The sequence below is a fragment of the Tardiphaga sp. 839_C3_N1_4 genome, assembly GCF_051811045.1.
GTDB lineage: Bacteria > Pseudomonadota > Alphaproteobacteria > Rhizobiales > Xanthobacteraceae > Tardiphaga.
Genome location: NZ_JBPWQD010000001.1, coordinates 1,592,788 through 1,612,992 on the forward strand (window position 1 = coordinate 1,592,788; position 20,205 = coordinate 1,612,992).

13 protein-coding genes are annotated in these 20,205 nt (G+C 61.8%); 6 read left to right on the plus strand and 7 right to left on the minus strand.

Going from position 1 to position 20,205, the window contains the following annotated elements:
• Nucleotides 1-5: 5 nt before the first annotated feature.
• The 3 genes from AB8A38_RS07965 to AB8A38_RS07975 all read left to right on the plus strand — a co-directional run bounded on the left by AB8A38_RS07965 (nucleotide 6) and on the right by AB8A38_RS07975 (nucleotide 4,769).
• The gene (locus AB8A38_RS07965; protein WP_439085606.1) at nucleotides 6-974 is read left to right on the plus strand and encodes a zinc-binding dehydrogenase; all 969 of its coding nucleotides are present in this window, start codon (nucleotides 6-8) and stop codon (nucleotides 972-974) included.
• A 244-nt stretch (nucleotides 975-1,218) separates the two neighbouring features.
• Nucleotides 1,219-3,543, plus strand: a complete 2,325-nt coding sequence (locus AB8A38_RS07970) for a PAS domain-containing sensor histidine kinase (protein ID WP_439085607.1) — start codon at nucleotides 1,219-1,221, stop codon at nucleotides 3,541-3,543.
• Nucleotides 3,544-3,797: 254 nt separating this feature from the next.
• Nucleotides 3,798-4,769, plus strand: a complete 972-nt coding sequence (locus AB8A38_RS07975; RefSeq protein WP_439085608.1) for a Bug family tripartite tricarboxylate transporter substrate binding protein — start codon at nucleotides 3,798-3,800, stop codon at nucleotides 4,767-4,769.
• Between the two features lie 123 nt (nucleotides 4,770-4,892).
• On the opposite strand, the gene AB8A38_RS07980 is transcribed toward AB8A38_RS07975, so the two are convergent.
• The 5 genes from AB8A38_RS07980 to AB8A38_RS08000 all read right to left on the minus strand — a co-directional run bounded on the left by AB8A38_RS07980 (nucleotide 4,893) and on the right by AB8A38_RS08000 (nucleotide 14,840).
• The gene (locus tag AB8A38_RS07980; protein ID WP_439085609.1) at nucleotides 4,893-7,112 is read right to left on the minus strand and encodes a TonB-dependent receptor; all 2,220 of its coding nucleotides are present in this window, start codon (nucleotides 7,110-7,112) and stop codon (nucleotides 4,893-4,895) included.
• A 325-nt stretch (nucleotides 7,113-7,437) separates the two neighbouring features.
• Nucleotides 7,438-8,448, minus strand: coding sequence for a Vgb family protein (locus AB8A38_RS07985; protein ID WP_439085610.1), 1,011 nt, complete (start codon nucleotides 8,446-8,448; stop codon nucleotides 7,438-7,440).
• A gap of 246 nt (nucleotides 8,449-8,694) precedes the next feature.
• Nucleotides 8,695-11,658, minus strand: coding sequence for a bifunctional [glutamine synthetase] adenylyltransferase/[glutamine synthetase]-adenylyl-L-tyrosine phosphorylase (locus AB8A38_RS07990; RefSeq protein WP_439085611.1), 2,964 nt, complete (start codon nucleotides 11,656-11,658; stop codon nucleotides 8,695-8,697).
• Nucleotides 11,655-13,115: a sensor histidine kinase gene (locus AB8A38_RS07995; protein WP_439085612.1), complete on the minus strand. Its 1,461-nt coding sequence runs from the start codon at nucleotides 13,113-13,115 to the stop codon at nucleotides 11,655-11,657. The genes AB8A38_RS07990 and AB8A38_RS07995 overlap by 4 nt, the downstream gene beginning before the upstream one ends.
• Before the next feature lie 141 nt (nucleotides 13,116-13,256).
• Complete coding sequence (locus AB8A38_RS08000) at nucleotides 13,257-14,840, minus strand: winged helix-turn-helix domain-containing tetratricopeptide repeat protein (RefSeq protein WP_439085613.1); 1,584 nt, start codon at nucleotides 14,838-14,840, stop codon at nucleotides 13,257-13,259.
• Nucleotides 14,841-15,088: 248 nt separating this feature from the next.
• Here AB8A38_RS08000 and AB8A38_RS08005 point away from each other — a divergent pair, with 248 nt between their 5' ends.
• Genes AB8A38_RS08005 through AB8A38_RS08015 form a run of 3 tightly spaced genes read left to right on the plus strand, consistent with a single transcriptional unit; the run spans nucleotide 15,089 to nucleotide 17,540 of the window.
• Nucleotides 15,089-15,829, plus strand: a complete 741-nt coding sequence (locus tag AB8A38_RS08005; protein ID WP_439085614.1) for an SDR family oxidoreductase — start codon at nucleotides 15,089-15,091, stop codon at nucleotides 15,827-15,829.
• Nucleotides 15,830-15,867: 38 nt separating this feature from the next.
• On the plus strand, nucleotides 15,868-16,842 hold the full coding sequence (locus AB8A38_RS08010; RefSeq protein ID WP_439085615.1) for an alpha/beta fold hydrolase: 975 nt from the start codon (nucleotides 15,868-15,870) through the stop codon (nucleotides 16,840-16,842).
• A gap of 41 nt (nucleotides 16,843-16,883) precedes the next feature.
• Nucleotides 16,884-17,540 carry an HD domain-containing protein gene (locus tag AB8A38_RS08015; protein ID WP_439085616.1) on the plus strand — a complete coding sequence of 219 codons (657 nt, stop codon included), beginning with the start codon at nucleotides 16,884-16,886 and terminating at the stop codon, nucleotides 17,538-17,540.
• A 20-nt stretch (nucleotides 17,541-17,560) separates the two neighbouring features.
• Here the strand turns inward: AB8A38_RS08015 and AB8A38_RS08020 are convergent, their stop codons facing one another.
• Together AB8A38_RS08020 and AB8A38_RS08025 are read right to left on the minus strand one after the other, a co-directional pair.
• Nucleotides 17,561-18,241, minus strand: coding sequence for a response regulator transcription factor (locus AB8A38_RS08020; RefSeq protein WP_068730718.1), 681 nt, complete (start codon nucleotides 18,239-18,241; stop codon nucleotides 17,561-17,563).
• A gap of 280 nt (nucleotides 18,242-18,521) precedes the next feature.
• Nucleotides 18,522-20,114, minus strand: coding sequence for a Do family serine endopeptidase (locus AB8A38_RS08025; protein WP_439085617.1), 1,593 nt, complete (start codon nucleotides 20,112-20,114; stop codon nucleotides 18,522-18,524).
• Nucleotides 20,115-20,205 lie beyond the last annotated feature (91 nt).

Below are 20,205 nucleotides of genomic sequence, written 5' to 3' on the forward strand. Positions count from 1 at the left end.
GAGCCATGAAAGCTTATGTCTACGGCGCCAACGGCGCTGCGATCGGTGATGCCCCGAAACCCTCACCCACGGGCTCGCAGGTGCTGGTCAAGGTGAAGGCCTGCGGCCTCAACCGCGCCGACCTCGGCATGACCAAAGGCCACGTCCACGGCGCTGCCGGCGGTGTCGGCACGGTGCTGGGAATGGAATGGGCCGGTGAGATCGCCGAACTCGGCCCGGAGGCCAAGGGCGTCAAGGTCGGGGATCGCGTGATGGGTTCCGGTGGTGCGGCCTTTGCCGAATTCGCCGTCACCGATCACGGCCGGCTGTTCCACATACCGGCCAGCATGAGTTTCGAGGATGCCTGCACCCTGCCCGTCGCCATCACCACGATGCACAATGCGCTGGTGACGAATGGCGGACTGCACCCCGGCCAATCGGTCCTGATCCAGGGCGCCAGTTCCGGCGTCGGCCTGATGGCGCTGCAGATCGCCAGGCTCAAGGGCGCAAAGACGGTGATCGGTTCATCCACCGACGCCGCACGTCGCGCCCGGCTGAAGGACTTCGGCGCCGACCTCGCCATCGATTCGAAAGATGCCGGCTGGGTCGATCAAGTGCTCAAGGCCACAGGTGGCGACGGCGTCGATCTGATCGTCGACCAGATCTCGGGGCCCGTCGCCAATCAGAACCTGAAAGCCACGAAGGTGATGGGACGCATCGTCAATGTCGGCCGGCTTGGCGGCACCCATGGCGATTTCAATTTCGATCTCCATGCCGCACGCCGCATCAACTATATCGGCGTGACCTTCCGCACGAGGTCACTGCAGGAGATTCGCGACATCTTCAGTGCGGTGCGTGCGGACATCTGGCCCGCCATCGAAGGCGGCCAACTGAAACTGCCGATCGACAAGGTCTACGCATTCGACGACATCGGAACGGCGTTCGACCACATGGAAGCCAACAAGCATCTCGGCAAGATCGTGGTCACGTTGTAACGCGCGCCCTGCGAGTCATTGATTTCAACGCCGCGCGTGATTCTCATGCGCGGCGTTCCTGTTTCGGACTCATGCAAGTACCGAACAGTGATGAAATTCTCCGGTGGATACGATTTATTTCACGTTAACGTTTCGTTGACTCTCGACAGCCCCCGCAAAGTGGATTCTTATTGGTCTTGCGATTCGAAGTGGCGGGGCAGTTGTTTCGAGCGACGCGGGCGAGATTCTTCGAGGGGGCTTAGGTATGGCGCGTGCGCATGCGGACAACGCATGCGTCCAATCCGATTCGATCAAAGGATTGGCGCAGTCTATCGCGAAGCCGGCCTATCACAGGCTGCTGATCGCAGAGCCGGCACTTCGCCGGGCCGTCCCCACACTCATCATCGCTTTTCTCGTCACGATCTTCTTCGGCGCCTTCGTGCAGGTGGTCGATCAGAGCCGGCAGAAGCAATCCTCGATGAAGCGCGATCTCGCAGCGCTCGCCGATCTGCTCGCCGAGCGTCTCGAACGCAACGGCACCATTCGTCAGGATCGTTCTGCTGCCGTCGAGCGCCTGCAGAGCCTGCTGCCCAGTCTGATCCCATCCTGGGGGATCGCTGGGGGACGCCACGTCATCGTGCTGGGCGCCGATCAGAGCATTCTCGCGCGCGTGCCGATCGACCCGCCACCGGGCGATGCCAATCGCATCCTCGACGTCCTCAGCGCGACGCAGGCAATGGCTGCCCAGGGTCAACGCACTGACGTTGTCGATGTGAAACTGCCCGACAACAGCCATGCATTGGCCACCCGTCGCATCGTCAAGGCGCTGCCGGGTCAGGTAGTTGTCATTCAGGAGAACAACGAGCCGATCTGGCGCTCGGACTCCGCGCTGTCGATCACGCTCTCGGCCACCACCGGTTTCGTGGTGCTGATCCTCGGCTTCGCCTTCCACTGGCAATCGACCCGCGCCCGCGAAGGCGACGCGATCAACGACGCCGTACGCGGCCGTATCGACACCGCCCTCAATCGCGGCCGCTGCGGATTGTGGGACTGGGATCTGTCGCGCGGCCGCATCTTCTGGTCGCAGTCGATGTTCACCATGCTGGGCCTCGACAGCCGCAGCGACCTGCTGACCTTCGGCGAAGTCAACGCGCTGGTACAATCCGACGACATCAACCTGTTCGAGATCGCCGATCAGTTGATTTCGTTCAAGATCGATCACATCGACCAGACCTTCCGCATGCAGCACAGCAACGGCCACTGGATCTGGCTGCAATTGCGCTGCGAACTCGCGCAGGGCCAGAACGATGGCAGCCAGCACCTGATCGGCATCGCCATCGACGTCACCGAACAGAAGAGCCTCGCCGAGAAGACCGTCGAGGCCGACGTCCGGCTGCGCGACGCCATCGAGACCATCCCCGAAGCCTTCGTGCTGTGGGACGCGGAAGATCGCCTGGTGCTCTGCAACTCGCATTTCCAGCGCCTGCACAAGCTGCCGGACTCGGCGGTGTCGCCGGGGACGTCCTACGAGACAGTGCTCGAAGTCGGCAGCATGCCCGAGGTCCGCTCGCGTCTCGCGGAATCCGGCGCTGCGGCCCCTGGCGCCCGGACATTCGAAGCGCAGATCGAGGACGGCAGCTGGCTGCATATCAGCGAGCGCCGCACCAAGGACGGCGGCTACGTCTCCGTCGGCACCGACATCACCCGCATCAAGGAGCACGAGCACAAGCTCGTCGACAACGATCTGCGCCTTCGCGCCAGCGTCATCGATCTCAAGCACTCCCAGGCCGCGCTGGAGAAACAGGCGCTCGAACTTGCGGACCTCGCCCAGAAATATTCCGACGAGAAGAACCGCGCCGAGGAAGCGAACCAGACCAAGTCGAAATTCCTGGCCAATATGAGCCACGAACTGCGCACGCCGCTGAATGCCATCATCGGCTTCTCGGAAATCATGGGCAGCGGCATGTTCGGCAATCTCGGCTCCGACAAATATGCCGAATACTGCCACGACATTCTCACCAGCGGTCACTACCTGCTCGAAGTCATCAATGACATTCTCGATATGTCGAAGATCGAGGCAGGCCGTATGCAGCTGGACCTTGAGCCGCTCGATCTCGGACAGACGCTGTCCGAAGCGCTGCGTGTCGTCTCCGGCCGCGCCGACGACAAGAATCTGACACTCAGCGCCGACATCGCGGCCGATGCACCGGTGGTGGCCGACCGCCGCGCCATCAAGCAGATCCTGGTCAATCTGCTCTCGAATGCCGTGAAGTTCACACCCGATGGCGGCCGCGTTACCGTGCGCAGCCGCGTGCTACGCGACTCCGTGGCCCTGATGATCGCCGATAGTGGCATCGGCATCGCCCCGCAGTCGCTGAAGCGTCTGGGGCGCCCGTTCGAACAGGTCGAGAGCCAGCTCGCCAAGACCTATCACGGCTCGGGCCTCGGCCTCGCTATCGCCAAATCGCTCACCAACCTGCATGGCGGATCGATGAAGCTGCGCTCCAAGCTCGGCACCGGCACCGTGGTCTGCGTCACCATCCCACTCCGCGGCAGACACAGGCCAGCGGAAATCTCCGAGGCCGCCTAGGCGTCGATTGCTTCCCGCCTGAGCGGGCCGAGCCAACGCCCATGGCATGACACTCAAGCGTCAAATGGCCGCTTGGGAGGCGCCCGCCCATACCTATACTAAAGGTTGCAGGTCGCTATATTGGCGCGTCGACACGGCCGATCTGAACTGGGTCCGCGATTCTCCTCAGCACATGGATGAGCCGTCCAGACAAGAGCGACACGGAGATTGTCGCCTGTTCAATAAACAGAAGCATTCCAGTGGAGGAAACGAAGATGAAATTCAGCCATCTCGCCGCGGCGGCATTCTGTCTGACAGTGCCGGGCATGGCCATCGCGCAAGACTATCCCTCGAAATCCGTCACAGTGATCGTGCCTTTCACAGCCGGCGGAGCAAGCGATACGACAGCGCGCATGACCACACAAAAGATGCAGGAAAGCTTCGGGCAGTCCTTCATCATCGAGAACAAACCCGGCGCCAACGGCTCCATTGGCGCAACGCAACTCGCTCGCTCAAAGCCGGATGGCTATACACTGATGGTGGGCTCGATCGGGGTCATCGCGATCAATCCGGTGCTTTACAAGGACCCGGGCTATCACCCGCTCCAGAATTTCGATCTGCTCAGTGTCGCTGTGCGCAATCCCAACGTGCTGATCACCCGCCCCGATTTCCCGGCCAATACCGTCCAGGAACTCATCGACTATCTCAAGAAGAATCCGGACAAGGTCACGTTCGCCTCATCGGGCGTGGGCTCGTCCGACCATCTGACGGCGGTGTTGTTCTGGCAGAAAACGGGGACCACCGGTATCCACACGCCCTACAAGGGCGGCTCGCAGGCCCATACGGACCTGATGGGCGGGCATGTCGACGTCTCGTTCCAGAATCTCGGCGCAGTCGCCAACTACATCCGAGGCGGCAAGATGAAAATTCTGGCCGTTACCAGTGACACGCGCTCCGATTCATTCCCGCAGACGCCAACGATGAAGGAAGTCGGCGTCGACGATCTCAATATCTATTCGTGGCAGGCCTTCGTCGCGCCCAAGGGCCTTCCGGCCGATGTGAAGACCAAGCTCGAGACATCGATCACCACCGCCCTCACCTCGCCCGATCTCAGGAAGCGGCTGACCGATAGCGGCTTCGAGGTCGTCGCCAATACGAGTGCGGAATTTCAGAGCTTTCTGGAAAAAGAGCTCACCCGCTGGAAGACGGTTGTCGAGATCGGCAAGGTGAAGCCGGAGCAGCAATAACCGCATGGCGAAACGCCACGCACATCTGAGCAGGTGAATACGCGCTCACCAAAAGCAAAAGCTGCGGCCGACATCACAGTGGCCGCTCGTCAGACCGATCTGACACGCAGACGATCAACGATATCAGAAATTGAACGTCGTCGAGACCATGTAAGTCCGCGGCGCACCGAGAATGACGTAGCCTTCGTTGGTCGAGGCCTGCCAATAGTTGGTATCGAGCAGGTTCTCGACCGAGAAGCGCACGACCACCGGCTTGGCATTCCACGGCGATGCGAACGTGTAGCGCGCACCGGCGTCATAGCGGGTCCAACTCGGGCCGTAGACCGTGTTGGCCTGGTCCGACCAGTATGACCCCGTATAAATCGCCCGGCCTGTCAGGGTCAGCCCAGGAATGAAGGGCACATCCCATTCGCCGCCCAGATTGAACTGCGTATCAGGAATGTTGAAGGCGTAGCGGCCATCATAGGCGCCCTTCTCTGTCCTTTGCTGGCGCGCATCAAGGAACATGACGCCGCCGAGCAAACGAACACCGTCGGTGACCTCACCGAATGTATTGATCTCGACGCCGCGATTGCGGACCTCGCCGGACTGCGTAAGGATGGACGGCGAAACCGAACTATCGACCAACTGCATCGGCTTCAAAATGTCGAATGCACTAACCGTTGTCGTGATGCGTCCCCAATCCACCTTCACACCCATCTCATGCTGCTTGGTGCGATAGGGCGGCAACACCGAACCCTCGTTCTGATACCCACTCCCGACGATGATCCCCGCCTCCAGTGCCTCAATGTAATTGGCGTAGACCGAGACATTCTCCAGCGGCTTGATGACCAGCGCATAGGCGGGTGTGGTGGCTGACGAATCGTAGCCGCCCGTCCTGATCCCGGTTCCCTGGGCGAAGGATTCAGACTCCACATACTGATGCCGTACACCGACGGTCAGCTGGATACGCCCGTTCAAGACCGACATCGTATCAGCAATGCCGACGCTCGTCAGATCGAACAGACTGGTTGTCCGCGGAGCACCCACATCGCGAATTGAAACAGGGCCCGAGCGCGGATTGTACAAGTTCGAAAAGAAGTTCGTGGCTCCGGAGACATTGATGATCCCGGTATCGGCCGACGATGTCCCCGCATTGACATTGATCGCATGGTTGACCGGTCCCGTATCGACATTGGCACGCAATCCGACCTGCGCCGCGGTCCTCTCATGCTTCTGGTTGTTGCGCCGCGACAATCCGTTGAACTCTCCATCCAGATTCGTCACGCGAATGTCGGAATAGAGATAGCGCGTGTTGCTGGTCCCGATGCCCGCCTGTGCATAGGCCGTCAGGTTATCAGTGATATCCACTTCGCCCTGCACGATCGCATAGCGCGATTCCGAATCCCAGAAGCCCCAGCTCGGCATGTAGTTCGCGCGTGCGTCCGGCGGCGTCGGAACCGCGCGAAGTCCGTTGATATCGACGAAGCGGGTCATCGCCGTGACCCTGTTGTGCTCGTAGCCGATATCCGCGGACAGCCGCACGCGCTCGCCGCGATAGTCCAACCCAAGGAAAGCGTTCCCGACTTCCTGACTCTGATTGGCCAGCTCGGTGCTGCCGCCGTTGTAGCTGCCGTTGAAGCGGACGCCGAACTCCTTGAACTCGCCAAACCGCCGGCCGACATCCAGATGCGTGCCGAACTGCGAAATCGACGAATAGGTATTGGTGAGCTGCGCGAACGGCACTTCGCCGGCACGCTTGGTCACGAGGTTGACGCTGCCGCCAACACCGCCGCCGCTTGGCGGCATGCCGTTCAGCAACGCGGACGGCCCCTTCAACACCTCCACCCGCTCGATCGCCGCAAGCGACGACAGCGAGAACGCCGAGGCAATGCCGTACAGGCCATTGATGCCGTATCCCTCGCTGCCGACGCTGAAGCCGCGGATATTGACCCGATCGAAACCGCTGAGACGCGGCACGGTAACACGCACCGACGGATCGTTCGCGAATACGTCGTCGAGCTTGCGCGCTTGCTGATCCTGAATGGTCTGTGCCGTGTAGCTCGTCTGGTTGAACGGCGTATCCATCACGCCGCGATTACCAAGCAGACCAACCTGGCTACCGGACGCAACTTGCCCGCCGGCATATGCCGCCGGCAGCGCGCCGATCATGCCGGTCGGGGGCGTCGCGGGTACGCGGCGTTCCACGGGCCGAGGCGTTGCCCGCGGCGTGACTGCGGCATTTCGGCGCGGCGCGACACGACGGACCGCACGCGGCGTCGGCGCATGCACTTCAACGGCGGGCAGCGCTTGCGACGTCTGCGCAATGGCGCCCTCACCGGTGTCCAATAACAGCGCAACCATACTGGCTGCAGCTAAAAGGGTTTTCCTGTGAAGTGTAGTCCTGCGCATCATTTGAATAGTCGCCCCAAAAAACATCGTCGACTTCTGTCGACTAACTCAAAGGGGCCTACAGGATGACATGGTGCGGTCACAATGCGGCGCGTCTAGATTCTATCTAATGCTTCACGCCGCTTCATGCGCGCAACGCCGCATGCAACTCACTACCGTTCGCATGCGATTTGACACAGACGATGAATTCTGCAGGACTTTGTTTTACTCTGGAACCTTGCAGACTATCAGATTGGATAGCAACGCGCTCGCATGCCCTCGCGCGCAATCACGATCATCACTGGCGCTTTGACGTGACGTGAACGTGCCCGACCTGATTGGCCTGGGACGTAAACCAGACCACACCATTCGGCCCTTTCGTCATGCCGAAAGGCTGCGCGTTCTCCGTCTTTAGATCGAAGAACGTAACTTCACCCGCTGGCGTAATGCGCCCGATCTTGTGAGATTTGAAAGCAGTGAACCAGACATTCCCATCGGCACCCGCGGCGATACCAATGGGGCGCGTTTCCGCTGGCAATGGAAACTCCTTGATCTCGCCGCCTGTAGAAATTCTGCCGATGTGATCGGAGCCATTCATGGAAAACCAGAGATGACCGTCCGACCCAACCGTGATGTCGCGCGGGCGTGACTTCGGATTACCCAGCGGAAATTCAATGATCTTTCCTGTCTTGACGTCGAGTCGTCCGATCTTCCCGGCCCCGCTTTCCGTGAACCACAAATTCTGATCCGGACCTGTCACCACGCCGTAAGCTTCGGCATTCTCCGTCGGGATTGCGAATTCCAAAAACTCACCGGTCAGCGTCACGCGGCCGATTTTATTCGCCGCCATTTCCGCAAACCAGATCTGGCCATCGGGACCGACCGTAATGCCGCGCGGCCATGATCCCGTGTTGAATTTCGTGGGTGCCGTGGCCCGTGAGGGGATCGCAAATGTTCCGTTGAATTCCCCTTTGGTCGAGATCCGGCGAATGGCGTTCTCTTCGCGTGACGTGAACCAAAGATTGCCGTCAGGGCCAGACGTGATCCCCTGAATAACTCCGACCTGATCGCCCGGAACGCGAAAGGAACTCATCTCGCCGTTCGGCGTAACCCGAAAAATCTGATGCTTGATGACTTCCGTCACCCACAAATTCCCATCAGGGCCGACGACGATCGCCTGCGGGCGCTGCCCCTCTCCGGGAAGTGACTTCTCGATCAGAGAGATTTCATCCGCCTTGGTCCCGTTCGGAGCAAATGCGGCGATCAAGGCAAAAGCAACGGTAGCGGCGCGGAAGCCTAGAACCTGCATGTCGACTCCATATCGGCGGTTTCATTTCAGTGCTGATGCATGACGACATCGCCGACGCTGCGGCATTCGGGCGCAGGCAGCTGCAACATCTCAAGCCGCATGTCATCGGCAAACGAGATGCGGACCTACAGGACGTCAGGGTGCGGTCACAATGCGGCGCGTTTAGAATCTATCCAGCCGTTCACGCGAGATCATGCGCAGCCGGTCACACACAACCCGCGTCATCGCGGAGTGCTGACCGCGCCTCTACTTCTGGCCTGCGACCACCGAGAGGAACACCTGGCGCACGTCAGCCTGCGTCTCACGGACGCGTGCTTGCAGCGAAGAGAAGTCCGGCTCGTTGCTCACGCGTGCGAGCATGCGCAACAGATCAGTGCCTGCGGTCTCCGGCTTGAACTTATCGCTCACGCATAGCCGCAGCACCTGCGTGAGGTCGTGATAGAGCCGCACCGCCGGCCGCAGCACATCGACAGCAGCCGGCGACAGAATGCCCAGTCGCGCCGCATTCTCCAGCACCTGTTGCGTACTGATGCTGAGGATCTCGGTCTTCGCTGCGGCATGCACCAGCTGCAGATATTGCGCGATGAATTCGATATCGACCATGCCACCCGCGGCATGTTTCAGGTCCCAGATATCGTCTTCGCCCTTCTCCTCGGCGATGGCCTGACGCATCTCGGCAACATCGTTGGCGATGATCGTGGTTTCACGCGGACGCGTCAGCACGTCGCGGATGACCCGTTCGATCTTCTCGCGGAACGCGGGCGTCGCCGAAATCACCCGCGCGCGCGTCAGCGCCATGTGCTCCCAGGTCCAGGCCTCGGTCTCCTGATATTCTGCGAAGGAGTCGATGCGCGACGCCAACGGACCAGCCCGGCCCGACGGACGAAGCCGCATATCTACCTCGTAGAGCACCCCATAGTTAGTGCGCGTGGTGAAGGCGCTGATCAGGCGCTGCGTCAGCCGCGCGAAATACTGCGCGCCGTGCAGCGGGCGCGGTCCATCGGAGTCCGGAGCGTCGTGATCGAAGTCGTAAATCAAAATCAGATCGAGATCGGACGCCGCCGTCATCTCGCGGCTGCCGAGCTTGCCCATGGCCACGATTGCGGTCTGCTGGTCCTTGATGCGGCCGTGCTGGGCGACGAACTGATCGAGCACCAGCCCGTGCAGCGTATGCGCAATGCCTTCGGCGACGTCGGCGAACGCAATTCCGGCCTGCTGCGCCGACACCGTGCCCGACAGAATGCGCGTGCCGATCAGGAACAGGCTCTCCTGCCCGAACAGCCTCAGACGATCGAGAAACTCTTCATAGGAATTGGCATCTTCGAGAGTCGCCGCAAGACGCGCCGACAATTCGCGCTGGTCCGGCATGGCGCCGAAGAAGCGCGGATCGATGAGGCCGTCCATGATCTGCGGCTGCCGCGCCAGCATGTCACCCAGACGCGGCGCCGCGCCAAGTACAAGCGCCACCAGCGCGACGAGATCGCGGTTCTGGCTGAGCAGCGAGATCAGCCGGCCGCCGCGCTGCAACGCCTGCAGAAAGCGGTCGAACGCGACGACCGCAAGGTCAGGCTCCTCGGCATCGGCCAGCCCGACGATCAGCGAAGGCACGAATTCCATGAATGCTTGCCGCGTGCCCTCATATTTGAGCGCGCGATAGTCATCCGTCATCCAATGCTGCACCGTCTCCGCCACCATGGCAGGCTTGCGGAAACCGAGCTTGGTGAAATGTTCGAGCAGCCGCTGATCCGTTGCCCCCGCTTTGTAGTCGACAGCCGGAAGATGGACGTTATCGGTGGGATCGCCTTCGAACAGGCGGCCATAATGCCCCTGCACGCAATTGAGATGCCCGAGCAAGTCACTGGCAAATGACTCGCGGCTGTCATAGCCGAAGAAGCGCGCAAAGCGTTCCATGTCACCGACGTCATCGGGCAGCGAGTGAGTCTGTTCGTCGGCCACCATCTGCAGCCGGTGCTCGACACGGCGCAGGAAATCATAGGCGAGCGTCAGTTCGTCGCGCGCCTCAAAGGTGATCCAGTTGCTGGCAGCGAGAATGTTCAGCGCCTCCAGCGTCGGTCGCACGCGCAATTCCGGATGGCGTCCGCCGGCAATCAACTGCTGGGTCTGCGCGAAGAACTCGATCTCGCGGATGCCCCCGCGCCCGACCTTGACATTGTGGCCCTCGACGGAGATTTCATTCTGCCCGCGAAACGTCTGCATCTGCCGTTTCATGTCATGGACGTCGGCCAGCGCGGCGAAATCAAGATGCTTGCGCCACACGAACGGCGCGATCTCGGCCAGCAGGGCCTCACCGGCCTTGAAGTCACCGGCGCAAGGGAACGCCTTGATCATTGCCGCGCGTTCCCATGTGCGCCCCTCGCGCTCATAGTAATGCAGCGCTGACGCGGTCGAGACCGCCACCGGCGTTGAGGCCGGATCTGGCCGCAGCCGCAGATCGACGCGGAACACATAGCCGTCGCCGGTGCGCTGCTGCAGCAGCCGCGACACGCCCTGCGCAATACGCACGAAGAATGAATTCGGCTCGATATCCTCGGCCAGCGTATGCGCCTCGAGATCGAAGAAAACGATCAGGTCGATGTCGCTCGAATAGTTCAGCTCGCCGGCGCCCATCTTGCCCATGGCCAGCACGATCAGGCCGCTGCCCTGCTCCGGATTCTCCGGATCCGGCGGCAGGATGCGCTTGCGTGCCGCGTCATGGCGCAGCAGATAGCGCACCGTCGTCTGGACGGAGGACACAGCGAGATCGGTCAGCGCCCGCGTGACCCGCATCACCGGCCAGACGCCACCGATATCGCACAGCGCAATCAACAAGGCCGCTTCGGATTTCATGCGTCGCAGCAGATGCATGACATCGGGATCGCCGCCAGCGGCAGCGACATTCGCCGAGGTCTCGGCGATCAGAGTGGTGAGATGGCGATCGGGATCGCAATGCAGCAGCCGCAATGCACGTGCGGCATCGGCACGGATCAGATCGAGCAGATAGGGCGACGCCTCGGCGATGCCGAGCAGGATCGCCCTGGCATGCGGAAATTGGTCGGCGATCGCACGAAATGCGGCGGCATCGTCCGGCGCGATATCGGCGAGCCATTCGCCGAAGCGCTGCTCGGCATCGGCGGGGGCGAACAGCTGCGGTCCGCTGACGAATTGCGCGGCCAGCGGAAGCTGGCCCTCGCCTGTTGCGGCTGAAGTCATGCCGACTTCTGTGGCACATTCCCTGTTTGACCCGCAAGGCCTTCGGCGGCCACTGCCGGCAGCGCCAACGTGACCCGCAACCCTGGATGATTGTCGCCGAGCTGCAATTCACCGCCGTGCAGCGTGGCCACGGCAGATGCGAGGCTGAGACCGAGGCCGGAACCCGGCAGTGTACGGCTTGCTTCCAGCCGCACGAAGCGCTCTACCGCATGTTTCCGGTCGGCTTCGGGGATGCCGGGACCATGATCGGACACGCTGAGCAGCACCTGATCGCCCTCGCGCCGCGCCTCGATCACGATGTCCTTGGCAGCCGCAGCGTCCGCGCTATCGGCATTCTCGTCCGTGATCGCAGGTTTGCCATATTTGATGGCGTTTTCGACGAGATTGGCGAGCGCCTGGCTGATCAGTTCACGATTGCCGCGCAGCGGCGTAGCCGCGGTCTTGACGGTCAGCGTAAGATCGCTGTCTTCAGCAAGCGGTTCATAGAGCTCGTGGATGCCCTCGGCCACTTCAGCAGCGTCGAAATTGTCCATATTGCCGCGCGCCTGCCCTGATTCAGCACGTGCGATCATCAGCAGCGCATTGAAGGTCCGGATCAGGCCATCGGATTCCTCAATGGTGCGTTCCAGCGCCGTGCGATATTCGGCCTCATTGCTGGATCGTGCCAGCGCCTCCTCGGCCCGATTGCGCAGCCGCGTGAGCGGCGTCTTGAGGTCATGGGCGATATTGTCCGAGACTTCCTTCAGTCCTGTCATCAGCGCTTCAATGCGCTCCAACATGGCATTGAGATTTTCCGCGAGACGGTCGAGTTCGTCGCCGCTGCGTCCGACCGGCAGACGGCCAGAGAGATCACCCGCCATGATACGCTGGGTGGTGCCGGTCATGGCGTCGATCCGCCGCAGCACGCGGCTGGCGACGAAGATGCCGCCGCCGAGTCCAAGGACGACGACGATCAGCACCGACCACTTCGCGGCATCGCCGACGATGTCGAACAGACGCCGGCGTTCCTCGAGATCATGGCCGATCAGCAGCCGGAAGCCGCTGCTCAATTGCGTCACCTTCACCAGTGCGCGATGGTTGGACGAGTCGGGATCGTCGAGCCGGCGATAGGCGGTCTCGGACCAGCCCGTGGTCGCCATCACGCCGGGCGCCAGTGAGGACACGTTGCCGGCGATGGATTGACCCGCCGGTGTCGTGATCAAATAGAGGTTGGCGCCAGGACGCAGCGCCCGGTTCTCGATGGCGCCCACGATTCCCCGCAAGCCGCGCCGCCCGAATAGATCGCTCAGCTCGATCATTTCGTCATCGACCGTGGTCGTGATCTGATCGTTGATCAGCCGGTGTGTATTCCAGGCGAAATAGCCGAGCAGCGATGCTGCAAACAGCGCGAACAGCAGCAGATAGGCCAACGTCAACCGGAAGGCCGTCGTGCGAAACAGTTTACCGATAGCCGTCACGGGTCACGCTCGGGACGTGCGGAAATGGAAGGTTCTGGAAGTCATGCCCTGTTCTAGCAGGCGCAAGCTGTAACAAACAGGGCATGAATATGAGATGTTGGTAATGTCGCCGTGCTGTGGGAATTTTATCTTTCAGCCGGTTCACTCCGGAAGGCCGGCCTTTCGCAGGCCTTCCGATGCAAGTGCGAAGTCCTGCGGTCGCCGCACCAGCAGCCAGTCGTCAATATTACTGAGCCGCAATGTGGGATCGAGCCGGCGCACATGGCCCATCGCCTCACGCGCCTCTTCCATTCGCCCACCCAGAGCATGCGCGGCCGCCTGGAATGCGGCGACACGGAGAATGTTCGGCACCTCGCGCGACGCCTCCCGCAAGCAATCCAGCGCGACATCGAAGCGTCGCGAATAGAGATGCGACATCGCGATTCCCGTATGCATCTGGAATGTCTCGGGATCGAGCGGACTGAGCCGCATGGCGCGTGAAAAATAGGCGATGGCCTCGTCATGCTCGCCGAGCGAAACGCGTTGATAGCCCCCGAGGTACCAGATCGTCGAGAGATTGGGATTGAGCACCAGCGCACGATCGACATAGGCGACGCAGGCATGCAGGTCGCCGCCGAAATGTGGCCAGGCATGGCCGCCGCGTGTCAGCGCGACCGCGTCGTTCTTGCCAAGCGTCACAGCGCGCTCGGCAAGCCGCGCCGCTTCACGCCCGTCAGCCACACGATCGGAAAGCCAGCGGTTCATCTTGCGCCAGTAGAAGCATCCCGCGGCCATCCCATAGGCCGCAGCGAAGTCGGGATCGAGCTCGATGGCTTTGTAGAAATTCACCAATGCCGCATCGATCCCGTCGCGCGTCGACGCATGAAAATTCGCCAGCCCACGGAGATAGTAGTCATAGGCGTCGAGGCTATCGGTCGGCTTCCGCTTGGCGCGTTCGATCTCAGCGGATTCAAGCTGCGGCGCGATAGCGCCCACGACGCTTTCCGTAACCTGGTCCTGCAGATCGAAGATGTCATCGACGACGCTCTCGAAGCGCTCGCCCCACAGATGCATGCCCGTGGTGGTATCGACGAGCTGTCCGGTGATGCGCACACGGTTCGCCACACGGCGCACGCTGCCTTCCAGTACATAGCGCACGCCAAGTTCGCGTCCGACCTCGCGGACGTCCACGGCACGGCCTTTAAACGTGAAACTGGAATTGCGGGCGATGACGAACAGCCAGCGAAGCCGCGACAGCGCGAGGATGATGTCCTCGACCATGCCATCGACGAAATAGTCCTGCTGCGGATCGCCGCTCAGATTGAGGAACGGCAATACTGCGATGGACGGCCGATCGGGCAACGTCAGCGCGGCGTCCGGGTTCGCCGTCGATGTGGCGTGATCGGCAACCGCCGCGTCAGACTGCGCCGGCATTGCCGTCTCGGTCACATCGCCGACGAAACGAAAGCCCTTGCGCGCCACCGTCTTCAGCAGCCGCTGTTCATCGCCGCTATCGCCCAGCGCCTTGCGTACCGCATTGATGTGACTGGCCAGCGTCGATTCGGACACGATCCGTCCCGCCCACACGGCATCGAGGAGGGCATCCTTGCTGACGACGTGGTCGCGGTTCTTCACCAGATGCAGCAGCAGATCGAAAGCCTGCGGCGTGATCGCCACCTTGTCGCTGCCATGCGACAACTCTCTGCGGTCGGGATCGAGGACATAGCCTGCGAACAGATACGGCACTCGGCGCTCCATGACTGCCTGCGTTTTCGGCCGGCGGCAATGAACCGTCAAGACCTTCAGGAGGCAACAGAACCGACCCCACAACTGGCCTGTCGCGCGCCATCGGCAGCGACGTGCCAGCCGGCCCTTTCTGAACGAACATCCAAGCGAAACTCAAGAGAAAACGAAGGTTGCGGCAAAGTCTTCCTGTGCGCCGCGGCGCATGGTCCGCCCACACGATCGTCACCGTGTAAAAGGGAGAAAATACCATGAAAATCGTCGTCATCGGAGGTAGCGGCCTCATCGGTACGCAGGTCGTGAGCGGCTTGAGAAAGCAGGGCCACAAGGTCTTCGCCGCCTCGCCGTCCACAGGCGTCAACACGCTGACACGGGAAGGACTGGCCGAGGCCATGTCCGGGACAAACGTCGTCATCGACGTGGCGAATTCGCCGTCATTCGAGGACGAGCCGGTGATGGAATTTTTCCAGACATCCAGCCGCAACCTGCTCGCGGCGGAAAAAGCCGCAGACGTCCAGCATCATCTGGCCCTGTCTGTGGTCGGGACCGAGCGCCTTCAGGCTAGCGGCTATTTCCGCGCCAAGCTGGCCCAGGAGGATCTCATCAAGGCGTCCGGAATGCCCTACACGATCCTGCGGGCGACGCAGTTCTTCGAATTCATCCCCGCCATCGTGCAAGGCAGCGTGGACGGCGACGTGATTCGCCTGGCGCCGGCCCTGATCCAGCCCATCGCATCTGCGGACGTGGCAGCCGCCCTGGTGGACCTGGCCCTGGGCACCCCGGTGAACGGCATCGTCGAAGTGGCCGGGCCAGAACCGCTCCCGCTCGACGCACTCGGGCGCAGATATCTGACGGCAAAGCAGGACCCACGCCAGGTCATCGCCGACATCCACGCGGGTTATTTCGGCACGCCGATCAATGATCGCTCCCTGACGCCCAATGCCGGCGCACGCATCGGAGCGATCCATCTCGACGACTGGCTCAAGGGCTGATCGACGCAAGCTGCCTCTCCGCCAACCAAGGACCGACCATGACCGACGACGTTCCGCGCTCGACACCCTCCCGCCGCGATCTGCTCGCAGCTGCCGCCGTCACCGCGATCACTGCCGGCTTGCCCTCGATCGCCGAGGGCAAGGCCGGGGACAAGCCAACCAAACCTCACGCTCACAAAGGACATCGCACCATGAGCACCATCACCACAAAGGACGGCACCGAGATCTATTACAAGGACTGGGGCAAGGGCCCGGTCGTCACCTTCTCCCACGGCTGGCCGCTCAACGCGGACGCGTGGGACGGCCAGATGCTGTTTCTCGCCCAGCATGGCTACCGCGTCGTCGCCCATGACCGCCGCGGTCATGGCCGCTCCAGCCAAGCCTCGAATAACAATGACATGAACGGCTATGCCGACGATCTCGCCGCAGTCATCGAGACGCTCGATCTGAAGGACGCGACGCTGGTCGGCCATTCCACGGGCGGCGGCGAAGTCGCACGCTACATCGGCCGCCACGGCACCAGGCGCGTGAAGAAGGCGGTGCTGATCGCGGCGGTGCCACCGATCATGCTGAAGACACCAGCCAATCCGGAGGGATTGCCGATCGAGGTGTTCGACGGCATCCGCGCCGGTGTGGCCGGAGATCGGTCGCAATATTACAAGGATCTGGCGCTTGCCTTCTACGGCGCCAACCGGCCCGGCGCGAAAGTCTCGCAGGGCACGCTGGATCAGTTCTGGCTGTGGAGCATGCAGGCTGGCGCGAAGAACGCCTATGAGAGCGTGAAGGCGTTCTCGGAAACGGACTTCACGGAAGACCTGAAGAAGTTCGACATCCCTACCCTCGTCCTGCATGGCGAGGACGATCAGATCGTGCCCGTGAAGGATTCCGCGGTGAAATCCGCCAAGCTGATCAAGGGTGCCAAGGATGTCTATTATCCCGGCGCACCGCACGGCATCACGGCGACCCATGCGGATCAGGTCAATGCCGAGCTGCTGAAATTCCTGAAGAGCTAGCACAAGCAACCTTCACGGTCCGGTAGAGCGAGGCGACGAACATGCAACAGATCAATGGCAGGCAACTGGCGGGAGTAACCGTCCCCGATACGGCCATCATCGCCAGCGCGATCGACCACGCCCGAAACAGTTGCGAACCGTACCTGTTCAACCATGTCGTCAGGTCATGGTTGTTTGCGGTGCGGCTCGCTCAACTGCAGAACATCGAGCACGACGGCGAGGTTCTCGCCGTCGCAGCACTGCTGCATGACATCACGCTCAATGAACGTTTCGCCGGGCCGCGTCGCTTCGAAGTGGAAGGCGCCGACCTCGCGCGTCTCTTTGCACGGGAGCATGGCTTCGACCGAAGCCGTGCACAGTTGATCTGGGATAGCGTTGCGCTCAATTCCACGCCGTCGATTGGGCTGTTCAAGGAAGCGGAAGTCGCGCTCTGCACCGCCGGCATCTGCTTCGACGTCGTCGGCTTGCAATATGAGCTTATTCCACCGAGCGAAGTTGCGGCAATTGTCGCGGAATTTCCACGTTTGGGAATGAAGCAGAAAATGACCCGCTGCTTCTGCCATATCGCCCGGACCCAACCCGGCACCACTTACGACAACTTCCTTCGCGATTTCGGCGAACGTTTCGTGGCGGGCTACAAGCCAAGCTCCGTCGTCGAGCGGGTGATGGGCGCGCCGTTCGACGAAGAACAGCCATAGATGCGCGACGCGACCGCTGCTTACTTCATGCCGTCGCGGACCATATAGCCGGCACCGCGGATGGTATGCAGCAGCGGACGCTCGAAACCCTTGTCGATCTTCGAACGCAGGCGCGAGATATGGACGTCGATCACGTTGGTTTGCGGATCGAAATGATAGTCCCAGACATTTTCCAGCAGCATGGTGCGGGTGACCACCTGCCCGGCATGTTTCATGAGATATTCGAGTAGCCGAAATTCGCGGGGCTGCAGGATCAGTTCCTGGCCACCGCGCGTCACGCCATGGGACAGCCGGTCGAGTTCGAGATCACCGACGCGATAGGTCGTCTCTTCGGCGGGACCGCCCTGGCGGCGCGACAGCACTTCGACGCGCGCGAGCAGCTCGGCGAATGAATAAGGCTTCGGCAGATAATCGTCACCGCCGGCGCGCAGGCCCTTGATGCGGTCGTCGACCTGGCCCAGCGCCGACAGGATCAGTGCCGGCGTCCGGTTACCCTTGTCGCGCAGACCGCCGATGACCGAGAGGCCATCGCGCTTCGGCAACATGCGATCGACCACCAGCACGTCGTAATCGCCGGAATCGGCGAGCGCGAAACCTTCCTCGCCATCGCTGGCGTGATCGGCGACATGGCCGACCTCACGGAAAGCCTTGACCAGATAATCGGCGGATTCGCGGTCGTCTTCGATGATGAGCAGACGCATCTGGGGATCGGATTCGCTGTGAATATTGTGAGTCTCGGTCACCATGGCGCGCACCGGGCTTTCATGCAAGGCGGCGGAATGCCCGCCGGTTATCCTTTGGGGCAGAAAGAAGAATAGGCGGTGAAGCTGGGGGAAACTTCACCGCCCATTGACCTTTCAACGGAAGGGGGCTGTTTTCCATCGAAAGGAAGCAGTGGGAGCGAGTTTGTGGCTCGCCCCCTGGAAAGAGCCGTCAGCGGGGGCGACTATGCCGGCGACACTCTCCGTTCATGTGCGGTGATCAGCTCTTCGCGAGGGGAACGGCGACGAACTTCGAGGAGCCGTTCGAGCGAACCCTGATCAGCACGCTATTCTTGTTGTCGTTGTGCGCGGCGACAATCGCCTCGCGCACATCGCCGGGATTGGTCACACTCTTGCCGGCGACTTCGAGAATGACGTCGCCTTCCTTGAAGCCACGCTCGGCAGCGGCGCTCTTCGGATCGACGCCCGTCACGACGACACCGTCCTTGCCGGCACCAGCGACACTGCTCGCGGGCGAGACCGTGAGGCCAAGCCGCGGCACGTCGCTGCCGCGCGCCGACGATCCCTTGTCACCGCTATCGACATCGGCCTTCGCCTCTATCGTGTTCGGCAACTGGCCGAGGGTCATGGACAGAACCTTGTCCTCGCCCTTGTGTAGCACGTTGATCTTCACCGTGTTGCCCGGCGCGAAGCCGCCAATGGTGCGGGCGAGTTCGCGTGCATCCTTGACCGGCGTGCCATTCACCGCGGTGATGACGTCACCCGACTTGATGCCGGCCTTGGCCGCCGGACCATCCGACTGCGGCTCGGCGACAAGCGCGCCTTCCGCCTTCTTCAGGCCGAGACTGTCGGCAATGTCCTGCGTCACCGGCTGGATCTGCACGCCGATCCAGCCACGCGAGACCGACCCCTTGTCCTTGAGCTGCGCGATCACCGTCTTCACGGTGGAGGCCGGAATCGAGAACGCGATGCCGACGCTGCCGCCCGAGGGCGAATAGATCGCGGTGTTGACGCCCATCACCTCACCAGAGGTGTCAAAAGCCGGACCACCCGAATTGCCCTTGTTCACGGGCGCATCGATCTGGATGAAATCGTCATACGGACCGCTGCCGATGTCCCGGCCCGAGGCCGAGACGATGCCTGCGGTCACGGTCCCGCCAAGGCCGAACGGGTTGCCGACTGCCAGCACCCAGTCACCGATCCGCGGCTTGCCGTCGGCGAGCTTGGCGAACGGGAAATCGGTGCGGCCTTCGACCTTGATCAGTGCCAGATCGGTGCGCGGATCGGTGCCGATCACCTTGGCCGAATAGGTCTTGCCGTCATCGGTATTTACCTCAACCTTGTCGGCGCCATCGACCACGTGATTGTTGGTTACGGCGAAACCGTCAGCCGAGATGAAGAAGCCCGAGCCCTGACCGCTGACGACGCCGCGGCCGCCGCGCGGACCACCGCGCATGCCCGGGGGCACGCCGTCCTGGCCGAAGCGCTTGAAGAAGCGCTCCATCGGGGAGCCCGGCTGGAACGGCGAGTCGCCGTTGTTGTCGTCATCCTTCGATGCGACCTTTTCCTTCATGTTGACCTTGACCGAGATCACCGACGGCTTCACGCGCTCGACGATATCGGCGAAGCCGACCGGCTGCGCGGCCTGCGACTTGACCTGCTTGTCGACCTGCGCATGCGCAGTGGTAGTGAAGATATCGACCGGACCGTTGGAGGGCGACAGGCCATAAGCGGCAACACCAAGGCCCGCAACGACCGACGCCATCAGCGCGAATTTACGCGCAGAGAACAGCGAACGGCGGGACGCCTTGTAGGACGGCAATTCGGAAAAATCGTTGGGGCGGTCGGACATCGAGAAAATCTCCAGAGCAACGGCGCGGGGGGCAAGGCGCCTTGTGTGGTCTGAAGATGGAGGTTTCCACCTTACCGCGGGCTGGCAGGGG